The sequence below is a fragment of the Cochleicola gelatinilyticus genome (assembly GCF_001637325.1).
Taxonomy (GTDB): domain Bacteria; phylum Bacteroidota; class Bacteroidia; order Flavobacteriales; family Flavobacteriaceae; genus Cochleicola; species Cochleicola gelatinilyticus.
This window is the reverse complement of record NZ_LRXL01000026.1, coordinates 1208527-1223327: the sequence shown is the minus strand read 5'-3', so window position 1 is coordinate 1223327 and position 14801 is coordinate 1208527. Positions and strand designations below refer to the sequence as shown.

At 36.9% G+C, this 14801-nt stretch carries 9 protein-coding genes; 1 reads left to right on the top strand and 8 read right to left on the bottom strand.

The annotated features are described in order from the left end of the window. Positions 1–3 precede the first annotated feature (3 nt). Entirely contained in the window at positions 4–585 is a 582-nt protein-coding gene (locus ULVI_RS07530; RefSeq protein ID WP_068591269.1) for a cytochrome c oxidase subunit 3, read from the bottom strand. Between the two features lie 208 nt (positions 586–793). Continuing rightward, a complete protein-coding gene (cyoE, locus tag ULVI_RS07525) occupies positions 794–1687 on the bottom strand; it encodes a heme o synthase (RefSeq protein ID WP_068591267.1) in 894 nt (297 codons plus the stop codon). Between the two features lie 161 nt (positions 1688–1848). Between cyoE and ULVI_RS07520 the strand changes: the two genes are divergently transcribed. Then, positions 1849–2730: an MBL fold metallo-hydrolase gene (locus tag ULVI_RS07520; protein WP_068591265.1), complete on the top strand. Its 882-nt coding sequence runs from the start codon at positions 1849–1851 to the stop codon at positions 2728–2730. 10 nt (positions 2731–2740) lie between these two features. Here the strand turns inward: ULVI_RS07520 and ULVI_RS07515 are convergent, their stop codons facing one another. The 6 genes from ULVI_RS07515 to sov all read right to left on the bottom strand — a co-directional run bounded on the left by ULVI_RS07515 (position 2741) and on the right by sov (position 14801). Further along, positions 2741–4843: a gliding motility protein RemB gene (locus ULVI_RS07515; protein WP_068591264.1), complete on the bottom strand. Its 2103-nt coding sequence runs from the start codon at positions 4841–4843 to the stop codon at positions 2741–2743. Positions 4844–4998: 155 nt separating this feature from the next. After that, a complete protein-coding gene (locus ULVI_RS07510; protein ID WP_068591262.1) occupies positions 4999–5799 on the bottom strand; it encodes an energy transducer TonB in 801 nt (266 codons plus the stop codon). A 110-nt stretch (positions 5800–5909) separates the two neighbouring features. Further along, complete coding sequence (locus tag ULVI_RS07505) at positions 5910–6626, bottom strand: energy transducer TonB (protein WP_068591260.1); 717 nt, start codon at positions 6624–6626, stop codon at positions 5910–5912. Positions 6627–6682: 56 nt separating this feature from the next. Next, positions 6683–7090 (bottom strand): VanZ family protein, encoded by a 408-nt coding sequence (locus tag ULVI_RS07500; protein ID WP_068591258.1) that lies wholly within the window; start codon positions 7088–7090, stop codon positions 6683–6685. Then, positions 7056–7436, bottom strand: coding sequence for a glycine cleavage system protein GcvH (gene gcvH / locus ULVI_RS07495; protein ID WP_068591256.1), 381 nt, complete (start codon positions 7434–7436; stop codon positions 7056–7058). The genes ULVI_RS07500 and gcvH overlap by 35 nt, the downstream gene beginning before the upstream one ends. Positions 7437–7463: 27 nt before the next feature. Beyond that, positions 7464–14801, bottom strand: coding sequence for a T9SS outer membrane translocon Sov/SprA (gene sov / locus ULVI_RS07490; RefSeq protein ID WP_068591255.1), 7338 nt, complete (start codon positions 14799–14801; stop codon positions 7464–7466).

The window sequence follows — 14801 nt, the reverse complement described above, 5'->3', positions numbered from 1 at the left end:
TTTTTATCTCACAAAATAGAAAAACAAAAACAGGTAAATCCACAGTATATCAACAAAGTGCCAAAAAGTCGCAGCTAGTTCAATTCCAAGGGTTTTACCGTTTTTATACTTTTGTTTATAATGATTATAAATTACAACTAAAAGGCAGATAAGCCCTGCTGCAATGTGCGCTAAGTGCATTAATACTACCAAATAAATAAATGAGGTCGTAATCGTGCTTTCACTTCCAGTGAAATAATATCCATTTTCAATAATCTGAGAAAACCCTTCAAATTGAAAATACACAAAAGCAATTCCTAGCAACAAAGTAGCAATTAGAAGCCACATCCCCATCTTATTAGTTCCTTTTTTAACCGAACCTTTAGCCAAGTGGATAGTTACACTACTAAGTAATATCACTACTAAACTAATATAAAATGCCTGTGGAATTTCAAAATCGGTCAACCAATCGGGACGTTCTTTACTTACAACATACGCACTGGTAAGACCAGCGAAGCTCATCCCTAAACTTATCATACCAAACCAAAGCATCATTTTTTTTGCCCGGTTATTCTTTAACTCCTCACTTCCTTGCGTATAATCCATGCTCATGTTACTTCTATAATTTTATACTTCTATTTTAAAATTATGTTTCTATCTTAAAAAGAAGTGCACTACTCCTTAGTATTCTACAAACTAAACCCTGTCATTAAAAGGATTCTCTAAATTTTTAAAAACTCTTGCTCCTGTCTTAACACGTATTTTTTCTTCTGAAAATTTTTCACACATTGAACACGAATACTTCAGAAGGTATCTATCTTACAAATTTATCGATAACGTATATCACCTGTAAGAGTGTTATATAACTTACACTTGCGAGCATTAATTGTTTCGCAGCTTTATCGGTTTGTTCTTTATATAACCGAATGGCATAATACAATAATCCCACTCCCAAGAGTCCAATAATTACTCCCGACACTGGTGTTAAATACAACCTTCCTGTAACTCCTAAAACTGGTATTAATGAACATAAAACTGTCCATATAGTGTATAACACTACTTGAATTGCGGTGCCTTTATTACGTTTTCCATTGGGCAACATAAAAAAACCTCCTTTTTTATAATCTTCAAACAAAAACCAACCAATCGCCCAAAAGTGTGGAAACTGCCAAAAAAACTGTATCATAAATAACGTTCCTGGCTCAATACCAAAATCGTTAGTAGCAGCAACCCACCCCAACATAAAAGGAATCGCTCCCGGAAAAGCTCCCACAAAAACCGAAAGTGGAGTGCGGGTCTTTAAGGGCGTATACAAACTAACGTACATAAAAATAGATATCGCACCAAACATCGCAGTTTGTGGATTAATACTATAGAGTACTGCAAGTCCAATAACAGTTAAGATACTAGCTACCACAAAAGCCGAACGAACACTCATACGACCTGCAGGAATAGGCCGATCTTTCGTTCGATCCATTAAGGCGTCCAGATCTCGTTCAATAATTTGGTTGTAGACATTGGAGGCTCCTACCATACAATACCCTCCCACGCACAGAAGAAATAAAATATAAAAGTCGATCGTTTCAGCACCCAATAAATATCCAGCAACAGAAGAAAAAACAACACTTACCGAAAGGCGCATCTTCGTAATATCGGTAAAATTACGAACTAAGGAGGTCTGTATAGGTGGTGTTTGGATTGTGGACAAACTCGTTTTTTTTTATTCAATTTAAAAAACAGTTAGTTACACTCGTTACTGCTTTCTATTTGAGGGTGCAAAGATACGTTTCCTCCCTTTTTTGCACAATATATATTACACAATCTTCCTGTTTAATTTCTGTATCTTTATTAAACTAAATATTCTTAATTATGAATCACATATACTCTTTAATTACTTTTCTAATTGTAGTTACCTGTAGCACTATTTCAAGTTTTTCTCAGCCTATTCCTTCTGAAAAAAATGAATTTAATTTAATCCCTATTACTGAAACGATCTTTATGTATCAAGATAAGGGAGGTAACATCGGGCTCAGCGTTGGAGACGATGGCGTTTTTATGATAGACGATCAGTTTTCTGAAGGAATTCCCAGCGTTATGGAGGTTATTAAAAGTATTAGCTCCCAACCAGTCGAATTTTTATTAAACACACATCATCATGGAGATCATACGGGAGGAAATACTGAAATGGCAAAAACGGGAACGACTATTTTTTCTCAAGAGAATGTACGAAAACGTTTAGAAGCTTCAGAAAAGACAGCTTCAGAAGGGCTTCCAATTGTTACTTTTTCCGAAGACATTACGTTTCATTACAATGGAGATAAAATTTTTATATTCCATGTACACAACGCACATACCGATGGTGATGCCGTGGTATATTTTACCAAAAACAACGTTATTCATACTGGAGATGTCTTCTTTAACGGCAAGTATCCCTATATAGACACCAATAATGGCGGGAGTGTTTCTGGATACATTGCTGCTCTTAAAAAGATCGCTATGGTCGGTAATGAAGACACAAAGATTATTCCTGGACATGGAGACCCGGGTACGTTGGCAGATGTACAGTTTTCAGCGAATATGCTCGAAACTATTAAAACGAGAATTGCAGAAGCGGTAGAAATTGGAGCTTCAGAAGAAGAGGTTTTAGCCATGAAAGATCTTACAGCTGAGTTTGATGCAAAAGAGTATGGCAACGGATTTATTTCTACCGAAAAAATAATAAAGGTTATTTATAACGAGATTGCGAACTAACACACATTCTTTAAAAATCGTAATACCAGTTAAAAAGATCGGTACGAATCCCTAAATTAAACCAAGTAGTATTGTCTTTAAAATTTTCTACGGTAAAAGATTCTGGTTTAAAATCTCGAACAATAAGACTTCCGTAAATCTTTAAATTTGTTGCCGGATTAATTAAATACCCCGCTTCAATTTCTGCGTGAAAGAAATCGGTCGTATTTCCTTGAGCTACTTCATTACCAAGATCTCTCACTCTATTATCTTCATCCCCATAAATATCTGCTCCGTAGAAAAAGTCGTCTTTATCATTATTAAACTCGAACCCACGTTTTGCGAAGATCAGTTTCAAGTCACCAAAAACCCTTCCTCGATTGTATCGTGCGATGGCAATAAATTCAGAAAAATTAGCTCCTAAGGTGTGCGCAAGCGACTGATTGTTATGTCCGTAATTCAGCACAATAGTATTATGCGAATAGGTATAGGGTCTCACGCGATTGTATTCACCTTGTAAGTAAAGCCCTTTCACTTTAAATGCGTCGTAATATTTAAGTCCGATCTGGTAACCCGTTTTATTTTTATAGCTTCCATCACCGTTAAAGACATTAACAGAAGAAAATTCATCGATGATTAATTGTCCGTACGCATTCACTTGATCGGTAAATTTATATTTCGCACTCAAACCAATTAATGCATTTCCACCACGCGATCCTGTTGAGAATTCTATGGCGCGGTAAAAAATCACCGGATTAATATAATTGAAGTCAAACCCGCGATCGTTATCATTTTGCCAGATCACAGACTCAAAGAGACCTATATTTAATCGTTTCGTCACATTGTAACTTAAGTAATGATTTGCGATGAATTTAGTGCGAAACGAACCATCTTCCGTTACTTCTGGGCGAACATCTCGAAGAGACATCCAAGTATTGGTGTATTTTAATTTCCAGAAAGTAGTATTCAGCTTAAAGAAAGGATACGGACTCGCATTATCACTTACTAATAAGGAGCGGTATCCATCGCCAATAAAGTTCTTTCCATGTCCTAATTGCACATTAAACCATTTTGAAGGTGAATAAGAAATATGTCCCGTCGCCACCGGATAATCGAAATCGTCTCCTTTAAACTCTTTCGCAATTCCACGACCCGGTACGATTCCCGGATTTCCACCATCGGGCCGTAACGATCTTGTAGTTCTATTAAAGTATTCCGCAAAAGATCCTTGACTTTCATACACTACAGCAAAAAAACTAATGTTCTTCCCCAACCCTCCTTGAAGATATGCCAGTCGGGTGTTATTATAGGTAGAAATATCAGCATCGGTATCTTTACCAACTTGAAGGTCGACTCCCGGATCTAATGTTAGCCAATAGTCTTTTCCTTTAAGAGTAACCATGTGTTCGTTCCAAAGCTTTCTCCCAAACCAACTTGTTTTATTTTTTAAAAGGGGTTTGTTCTCAGCTTCAAAATCATAATATTTATTAACTTCACTATAAATGTATGGCTTTTGAGCCGTATGATTATTAATTCCTACACGATTCAAAGCAGGGTCGAATCTCGTATATTGTTCGTGCGACAACGGAATATTTATATTACTCGAGTATGCTTCGTTTTCGTACGGAAATTTCTCTAGGGAGTCATATTCATTTGTGAGCGAATCCACTTTTTTCTCTTCGGAATGTGTTTCACTCACTTCTTCTATAACCATAGGTTTCGTTCCTGGAGCTACTAGAGGAATAGAAACAAGCATTGTAAATTGTACAAACGAAGGATTTCCATTATACGTAGCAGGAGTGATCTTCGGAAGCAACCCGAAGACACGTCTTGTTTCATCCTTTAATTCATCATAAAAGGCATCGACATACAGCACTTTAAAAGCTCCTTCTTTTGAAACTTCAAAAAGTACGGTAAGGCTTCCAGAATACGTTTCTTCGGAAACAACTTCGGGAACCTTAAAATTAGAATAAACAAATTGCTGAAGCGTCGAATTAAAACAATATTCAAGGTCACTAATACTGCTTTCTGAACATCTTTCAAAAACAGGATATTTTTCCAGTTCAGAAACTGGATTCTGAGCAAAAACAACAAAAGAGCCTAGTAAAAAGAGAAGGCAGGGAAAGTTCTTCATCGGGCAAAGGGCATTTTTTAAGGACGAAAGATACGGTTTTTTTACAACGCATTCCTATCAAGGTAAATATAGCAATCACCTTCCGAAGAAAAACAAATAAAAAAGACATTTACTTCCGAAGAAATGAATGTCTTTTCGCAGGTATTTATACTTATTTATTCGATCCGAAATAGAATAGGAATCGAATACAAAACAGGCACATTGGTTATACCTTGTCTTCCCGGTCGCATTTTAGGCAATTTTTCAACCACACGGGTTGCTTCTTTTTGTAGCAATGCATTATCGGCTTTTGCTTTTACATCGGTTACGTACCCCGAAGCGTCTATGGTGAATTGTACGGTGATGTTTTTTGTCCCCGAATCTAAACCGCTAAACTTTTCAGTATCAAATTTTTTAGAAATGAACGCACTCACTTTTGACGACATACAGGCAATCTTTTCTTGATTTGTAGCAGCAGATTCACAACCTGGAAACACAGGTGCGAATTCAACTCCCATTATATTTCCAGGTTTTTCAGATACTTCCGGAACTATTGGAGCATTTATTACAGGCACGTCTGTATCTACTAAAGATTGGTCTGTGGTTGTAACATCGGTTTCTACAGTTTCACTACTGTTAGTAGGATCTACTTTAATCACTTCTGATAGAACCACTTCCTTCTTCCTTGGTTTTGGTTTTATTTCTTGCTTTTCTTTAACAGGAACTGGCTTTGGTTTTTCGAGCGTATATCGTACTACACCAGGTTCTTCAATAGTGATTCCCTCTTTGGCTGTGTACGTACGCTTTTTAATTTCGAAATCCATTTCCATAATAAAAAAGGTAGCTAGAAGTCCCATTATTAATCCAATTTGAAAAAACAATCGTGAATTCCAGACAATATTGGTTTTCTTTTTTTCTTCCCTTGGTGAAAGAACGTTTGCTTGGTGGTTGCTACTTTCGTGTGCTGATGGTTTCATAAGACATGGTGTTTAAGGGTTACTACTACTTATGAATAACAAGGGCTATGCCAAAAAAAAACGCCTTCAAAATTGAAGGCGTTTTAAAAAAATTTTTTTAGGATGTAATATTACTCAACTTGAAACAGAATCGGAAGTGCATATAATACACCAACTGCTTTTCCACGTTGTTTCCCAGGAGTCATTTTAGGTAGTGCTTTCACAACATCTACTGCTTCTTGTTCCAATCTTGGGTGTGGTGCACGTGCTCTTACATCTACAATGTTTCCACTTTTATCGATTTTAAATTGAACAGAGATACGTTGTCTTCCCTCTAATCCTAGATCTCCAGCAAGTTCTGTGTTAAATTTTTTCTGTACAAATTTCTGAACTTTTTCAGACATGCACTTTTTCTTAGCTGAGTTATTTGGCTCACTTTCACATCCAGGATATACCGGAACATTTTCAATAACCGCAAAAGGTACATCAGCAATTTCTTCTTCAACTGCTTCAACAATCTCTTCTACTTCAACAATCTCTTCTTCTTGATTGGTTTCTGTAGACTCTATAATGGTTTCTTCCACCTCTACTTCATCTTCTACTACCTCGATCACTTCAGGAGCTGGTGGTGGCGGTGGCGGTGGCGGTGGTGGTGTTATTTGCTGTGTAATTGGAATTTCTTCTAGTAATTCATCAGAAACTTCCAATGTATCGGTAGCTAGCGAACGATCGTAGGTTTTATATTCGATGGCTCTCCATGCTAAGAATAGCATTAAGATCATCCCAAGCTGAAAGAACAGCATACTTCTCCGGCTTAGATCTGCCTTCGGATTCTTTTTAGGTTTCATAATAGAGTATTTTTAGTGTTGCTAAAATATAGAAAAACAATTATAATTTAAAACGATTAGACGTTTATATTGTAAAACCGTTGTCTTATTTGCAAGAATAGAATAATTCCAAGTGCTGTACCAATACAATTGGCTAACACATCAAGAATATCTGCCTCTCTGGAAACGGTATATATCCCTTGTAAAATCTCAATAATTATGCCATAACCTACACAAAAAGTCGCAACTAGAGCATAATTCTTCTTTCGCAGTATGCCTCCCTTGTATCTAGCGAATACGCACAACCATAGAAATACAAGAACCAAATGAATTAAAACATGTACTACTTTATCTGCTAGAAAAAAGCGGATCACAGGCATTCCTTTGGTGGAAGTGAGAAAAGAATAGGTAATAAAGAGGGTATATACAATCCCAGAAAAAAGGAGGAATTTAGGCGCCGATAAGTTCTTTATAAGCTGCTTCATCCATTAATTGTTCTACTTCCTCAGGTTTCGATAATTTTATTTTTATCATCCAACCTTCTCCATAAGGATCGGTATTTACTTTTTCGGGCTCAGATTCTAAACTATCATTAAATTCAATGATCTCACCCGAAAGCGGCAAAAACAGATCTGAAACAGTTTTCACGGCTTCAACCGTTCCAAAAACTTCTTCAATATCCATAGTTTCATCGACTGTTTCTACTTCTACATAAACGATGTCCCCAAGTTCACCTTGAGCAAAATCTGTAATTCCAACAGTAGCAATATCACCATCGATCGCCACCCATTCGTGGTCTTTTGTGTATTTTAAATTGGCTGGTACATTCATAATAAGATGCGTAATTAAGTGTTTTGTTTAGTTTCCAAAGTTGTATCGTAAGGTAAATCCACTTCGAATCGTAGTCTGTGGAAATGCTGTTGATATTGCATATTCAGAGAACGTATGATCGTAGTAGAACAATGCAGTTAAATTCTTCGTTAATGCATAATCTGCTGTAAACTGAAGTCCATATATGGTTTGTCCTGCCGTTGTCTGATTATTTACGATATCCAAATAGCGAATTATAGTAATATTATCTCTTCTCGAAAGATCTAGCTTAAAGTTGAGATCACTCTTCAGTATCGCTTTCTTTCCACCGAAATTGGTTCCAATCTTAAGGTCTTTAATACGGTATCCAAGACCTACGATAAACTCGTTACCTCTAATCTCTGTTAGTAAATTATTCGCAAAGCTTAAAGAAAGAGCTCTGTCTCTTCGCATTTCTGCAAGAATTTTAATAGAGTTTTTCATTTCAAAATCTAGACGTATAAGTGGAGAGAATTGTTCGGTTAAATTTACATTACTCAATACTAATCTGCTCTTAAAATCTCCAGCTTGGTTTACTTCCTCAGGGGCATTTTCATTATAATCTAAATTGGTTTGAAACTGATTTACGGTGTAACCAGCACGATATCCATGTTGTACAGAGAACCTCTTGAAACGTTTTTTAAACCATTCCAATTTCATTAAACCTGTATACTTAATATCCCAATTGGGTAGCGGTATGTCTCTAAATATTCCTGTTTTTTCTTTCGATGCATTACTTCCTTTGTATGCAGATACAAATGCTGGAAGTAAAACATCTTGACTTGTTTTACCAAAACCAACAGGAAAGCCATCTTCATCTGTAGGGAAATCTGAAGTTCCGTAAAAATCGTTTGCTAAACGGTTTGCGACTGTTAATCTATTTGTTCTAAAATCATCAAACGTAGCCGAACTTTCTTCATCGCTTTGACTAAATGCTGTTTTAATAAGCATTGTTGAAATGTTGAAGTTTCCGAAGGTATTAGGAGCTAAAGAATTATAAAGTCCGTTAACAACTATGTAGTTTTCTGCATAATTTTCAGAATAAATTCTGCTTCCATTTAGATCAATTTTCAAGTCTGGCAATAACTCAATATTAGCTTGAACATCTAATTGTCTATTTTCTACTTCAGTATACTGTTCATTAAAAGCTGGATATATTGTGAGCCATCCTTTCCTGGCTGCCATCTCACGTACATCTGCTTGACTTCCAAAGGTAAATGCTGTAGTAGGTTTTAGTGTTCCAATAAAACCAATAGATGGAGTATATCCCGGAAGATAAATACCATTATTTTCTTGATAATTTAATTGAATTTTCTTCACTGAAGTTATTAATCCAATTAAAGTATTTATAGCTTGATCTCCACCACTTAATCCAACCTCAGAATTTGCGCCTGCTTGTGCGCGATCTTTAGCAGCACTAATATCGCTATTTGATGACAATCTTGATTTAGCAGCATTAATCTCCTTATCATCGCCACCAGTTCTCCCTTTTAATGAGCCTGCATTATTAGCTCCATTTAAAGAGCCGCCATTATTTTCACCTTGTGTATTTCTTTTACTCTTTTTTATTTTAGTAAGACCGATATAACGGTACAGGTTGTTTAAATCGAAGCTAGAATTGATACGATGTGTATTCGCATTCTGAATTGAATTTCCGAGATCGTAGGTTCGAGTTCCATTTCCGTTCGGATTCTCGAGTGTGATATTATCAAAAAGATCACTACTATCTTGCCATTGGAAATCACCGGTATACGAATAAGTGGCTCGAATAAACTTCAAGAATGGAAACTTCGCAAATGGAAGATCATAATTTAACTGAAGGGACTGAAAGTGTTGATTTGGAGTACCTACATCGAAAAAGCCATCCCAAATACCAATTTCGTTATCTACAGTAAGATCTGGATTCAAGTAATTATTAACGATGCGATTGTTCGCCGAGTTAAAGTTAAATCGAAGCGACTTTGTAAGGTTATAATTAATGGTATACTGCCAGTCGAATAAATAATTTCGTTGGTACAAGACCGGGGTAGGAATAAATCCATCCGGACGATCGATCTCACGGAATTTCTGTTCGTTGTACTGACGAATAATGTTGGAACTTACCGAAATGTTTGTTGGTACATAGTTAAAGTTCAAGTCTTTCAAAAATTGCCAGTATTTTCCAGTAAATAAAGAATCGTTCTTTTTAAAAGGTTCAACTGGTTTTTGTGTAAATCCGTAGGCATAAGTTGCACCTACTCGAACATTTTGATCGACCGCATCTTCAATCTCAAAATCGTGATGATCGGTTTGATTGTACGAATAAGAAAGCGTTAGGTTTTCAACATCATACAATTTAGGTTTTGCTTCTCCTGTTCGTTCTTTACGAACTCCAATAAAGTTAATACTCTGCCGCTTTGTATAATCGATCGCTCGTTCTTTTATCTCGTCTTTATCTTCCGGATCTGCATTATCGATATTGGTATCTAATTCGATATCATCCAAGAATGGGTCGTATTTTGGTGTAATTTGTTCTTCAGATCTTCCGTAGTTAAAAGGCAGTTGAATTCCCCATTTCTTCGGAAGCAATTGTCCAAGATTCACATTGGTAACTACATCGTATTGCTGCACATCTTCACGACTACGCTGATTAGGACCTTGTTCGATAGAACCAAATCCTACAGTACTTCGTCTTCCTGTAGCACTAACCGTAGCAAAGTCAGCAAGATTGGCATCCATACTTGCAACAGCAGCCCAACCTCCCTGATTTTCTAATTCTGAAAGTCGCAATTCATTAAACCATACCTCTCCACAAATATCACCGTTCGTTGCATCTGTATTTTTAACACCTAGCATAATAGTTCGAACCGCTCCAAAACTTGGATTTCCTTTAATTCCTATACGCATTGGACTTTGTGGTCCACTGAAATCAGGATCAAGCTCAGGATCATCTTGATTAAAGAAACGTATTCCATTAGCATCTAGAGTTCCACCATTTCCTGTTCCTTGTGATCTTGTTTTTACGATTTGAAGTAATTCTAAGGGTAAATTGATCCGGTTTTCTGCTGGCCAAATAGCTTCAGGGGTAGAAGCATTAGCAGGAGTTACTTTTAACGGCAATTGAATCTCGTAGAAGTTTTCAGAAAGATCATTTCCTAATCGAATAAACGCAACCATTTCATCATCCATGAGGGATGTTTCCATTGCAATCGCTTCGGCATGTACAAACATTTCTAGGTTTTTGTACTGACGCATGTCCACATTAAAATTCTTATACACTCCACGACCATCGGTTGGCTCTAAACCGCAAGCCCGAAGTAATAATGATTGTTCATTCTGTCGAATAATATTGTTATTGTTATTTAGTTCTTCTCGAACCAATCCCGGAGGTAATACATAAGGAATAGGCACACGATTGCTATTTTCTTCAATATTAATCGCTTCTACTTCAAAAACTGTATCATCATTATCGGGATCTTCCATGTTATCTTGCAATGTCTGCGTATAACGACGGTAATCACCTCTAATTAATTCTAATGTACCAAAACGCAATACAGTAGGTTGTTCAAACTGCGACATATACATTCGCATAAAACGAATAGATCTAAAGTCTGAAATTCCATTAACTGCATTATCCGGTTCACTAATTGGAATTTTAAATTGTACCCAGTGCACGGGTAATTCTTGATTATCTTCGGTAGTAACGGTTAGTATTTTCTCATCGGTAATATAATCTTGAGCAGCTCCATTTGCTTGTGTATTGTTTAATGGACTCATACCTCGATAGATCGGAATTTCATATTCGAAATAGGTTTCGATGGTATTCATCGAATTATCACGGTTAATATCTTCTACGTCGGGTTGTGCAGAATTCCCTCGATCGTTATTCGTTACATCCACTGGAGAGTTTCCTTCCGAACCATTGTATTGCCGATAGCGTTCAACAATATTTCCTTGTGTTTGAAGAAAATACTGGTAGTTATCACGAGCAGGATCGGGAGTACCTGCAAAACCAGATAAAATAGCATCTACTCCTGGAAAACTTCCATTCGAGGATTCTTGTGCATCATTAAGACCATCATAACCAACATCTTGATTAATTCGCTCCTGCCCCTCTGTATCGAACGTATACACCAACGACTGGTTTGTAGGAACGCGGGCAACTTCGGTTCGAATGGTGTTTGTGGTTCCACCATCTTGCGGCAATCCATTCTCATATTGTTTTCTCCCGTCTTTTACAATATCTTCGGAAATGTTCCCTAAGTTAAAAGTAATGTATCCATCATCATTAATTGTATCATCATGATAATAAGGATCTAATACCCAAAACTGAATATATTCTACGTTAGAACGTTCAAAATCTGTTGTGGTTAACTGTCGCATAATTCCACCAAATCGATCTTCTGGATTTGGAAGTGTATTTGGGTCACCATCTTGTAGCGCTTCTGGATTAAAGTTATACTGTCCTCTTTCCCCTGGATAGTACGCAAGATCTAAGGTAAATAACGCCTGTGTTTGTCCTTGTACGATGTCTTGTAATGGAAAAATTTCATTTCTGAAAGCCCGTCTAGCAAAAGGAGAAGACAGGTCTTCATCGGTAATTCCATCTGGGCGTTGACTACTATAGAAAATAGGATCAATTGTATACCAATCTAATTTTGCTCGGTTGTAGTTATATGCTAACGGATTGCTAAAATCATTTTCATCGTAAAACTCTAAAGGGGTACTTCCTAAATACCACGTTATAGGCGAGCTTATATCTAAAGATGTCTGAGATGCTTCAAAGTCATCTACATATACGGTCGTTTTTCCGTCGAAATCGGACACTTTTGGAGCCCCTGGCTGCAAATAAGCAAATTCCCCTCGAAGAGACACATTCGATTCAACGTCTGTATCAATGTTAGGAAGCTTATTCACTAACCTTGTTAAGAAAGGAACTTCAGTAGAATAATTTAAGTTTAACCCATATATTGTGTTATTGATAGGCTCTACTCCGTAGGATGATTTTTGCGTTAACGGACGCTCATTCAGATTTAAATAAGTCGCACCAATAAGAAATTTATCGCTAAATTGATGTTCTACGTTTAATCCCGTAAATCGCTTTGTTTGTTGACCGAATAACGTGGTATTTTCGGTAGTAATATTTATTGGAGTATTTGAGTTTAGTAACGCAGGATCTAGAATTTGAACGCGCCCCAATTGATAATTTACCGTATAATCTACTCCTTCTACCAGCTGTCGGCCTCCGGCAGTTACGGTTACCGAACCTTGTGGTACATTAAAAGCTCCAATTGGAATTCCGTCTGATCCGGTGGACTTATAACGTCCCTTTAATTGAAACTTATTTTTATCACTTGCTTCTTGCTCTGCTTGTATTTTTGTAGTAGTATATAACTGTCTAAAAACATAGCGGTTCTGGTTGGCATTATAGGTTGCTGGCATGTCATAAGACCCACCATTTGTATCGTTGTCTAATTTATTAAAAAGGTATTCTCCAAAGGGTTCAACACTGGTAAAGATAATACGCCCATTTTGTGTATCGACCGTAATGCCAGGATAGAAATCGAAAAATCCATCTCCCCCTCGTTGTACATCATTATTGAAGTTTAGGCGATCAAGATTAAATACATTAAGTAAGATGGTATTGTCTACATCGTCGGGCAAAGGTTGCGCTGGAAAAGCTGGACTTCCATCGGCCGCCGTAATATAATTTATGGGTGACGGATCGGTATATAAAAGGTTTAATCTAAAATCTTCTTTTTCTAATTGAAAAGCATTTAACGAATAAATGTTTTTCATCATCAAATCCCAAATTGGCTCCTGCACATTAGTGATATTACTTTTTAACATTTTAACCACCAAGTTTTGTGGCAATCCTCCAATAGGTGGTTCATCAGGATCTGGATTAGGGGTTGATTCCCCTGTGGCATCGACACCATCGGTAGAAAACTCTCCTACCTGATATACTTGACCGTTTACAGTAAACTGAAAGGATACCCCTAAAATCTCATCATTGGTAAGTCGCTGATTCAAGGAAATATACCCCAATTGAGAATTAAGGTTATATTCTGAAGGTTCTAGACGACGTGCATTTTCAAGCGATACATAATCGACTCCCTCATTTACCTGTACCGAACCGAATCCTTGGCGTACTGTAGCGATATCACGTATCGCAGGATTTAAAACACTTTGCTGCGGACCATCGATCCCTAGTGGGTTAAAATCGTTATTACTGTTGTTTGGAAAAGCTCCTGGAGCGGTATTAATAAAGCCAGGCGGAATAACGTCTAAACCAATATTTTCACCATTCGATTCTCCAAGGTCTTGAATAGCAACAATATTTCTAACGTTATCGGTGCGATTGGTACGATTGGTAATCCACACTTCCATTCGTGTGATCTGTACGTTGGAATTGATAAATGGATACTGCGTCAAGGCATTGTTGTAATTGTCGCGAAAGTAGTGTGCCAAAAAGAAGTGACGGTTTTCGTCGTATTCTGAAGCGAATAATTCGAAATCGGTGATAGTTGCCCCACCTTCTGCAACAACGGTTCGACTTTCTGATTTTTGTTCAGAAAAAACTCCTGTAATTCTGGTTTTACCAAACTGAAGCTCCGTTTTAACTCCAAATAAGCTTTGGGCTCCTTGTATAAGAGAACTATTTAATGGAAGACTCACATTACCTACTTCAATTTTTTGAATAATATCGTCTTCTGTAGGGGTATATTCTAATTTTATTTGGTTCTGAAAATCGAACGTAGATTGTGTATCGTAATTTGCATTTACCTGTAAACGTTCTCCTACTTTTCCTAACAAACTTAAACTAATTCGTTGATCAAAATCGAAAGAAAGATTGCTTCTGTTTCTAGGAGAAAAAGCAGGGTTATCTTGTTTTGTAAAGAGCAATCCAAGATCCATTTCTACAGAACCTTGAGGAATTACTTCGATAGTACTCCCGCCAAAAACATCTTCAAAAAAGCTAGAATTTACATAGAAGGTAGGTAGCAAATTCTTTTGTAATTCTTCCGATCCTTCTTTTCGTCCATCTGCAGCATCGATCTTATTTTTAAAATACGCCTTCATCTGTTCCTTCTGAATAAGTGCCTGATATTCTTCTGGAGTTAGAATTATGGGATATGAAATATTAAAGTCCCCTAAGGTCTGTGTATAAATATACCTATCTGTAATAGGATCGTATTCGTAAGAATCCTGAATACTTGGTGGATTAGGCAGGTCGATACGTCCCATTGAGACACCTGTACTGGTAGAATCCTGCGCATATGCGAGATTAAAACCTCCTAAAATTATACTTAATATGAAAAAATGCTTGAAAAAGCCGGTGTTATAAACGTAATTTTTTGCGCCCAA

What these genes read in the sequence shown, in the direction of transcription:
- ULVI_RS07530 (WP_068591269.1), bottom strand. Translation starts at nt 585, where the DNA reads ATGGATTATACGCAAGGAAGTGAGGAGTTAAAGAATAACCGGGCAAAA.
- ULVI_RS07500 (WP_068591258.1), bottom strand. Translation starts at nt 7,090, where the DNA reads ATGAAGCAGCTTATAAAGAACTTATCGGCGCCTAAATTCCTCCTTTTT.
- ULVI_RS07510 (WP_068591262.1), bottom strand. Translation starts at nt 5,799, where the DNA reads ATGAAACCATCAGCACACGAAAGTAGCAACCACCAAGCAAACGTTCTT.
- ULVI_RS07520 (WP_068591265.1), top strand. Translation starts at nt 1,849, where the DNA reads ATGAATCACATATACTCTTTAATTACTTTTCTAATTGTAGTTACCTGT.
- gcvH (WP_068591256.1), bottom strand. Translation starts at nt 7,436, where the DNA reads ATGAATGTACCAGCCAATTTAAAATACACAAAAGACCACGAATGGGTG.
- ULVI_RS07505 (WP_068591260.1), bottom strand. Translation starts at nt 6,626, where the DNA reads ATGAAACCTAAAAAGAATCCGAAGGCAGATCTAAGCCGGAGAAGTATG.
- ULVI_RS07515 (WP_068591264.1), bottom strand. Translation starts at nt 4,843, where the DNA reads ATGAAGAACTTTCCCTGCCTTCTCTTTTTACTAGGCTCTTTTGTTGTT.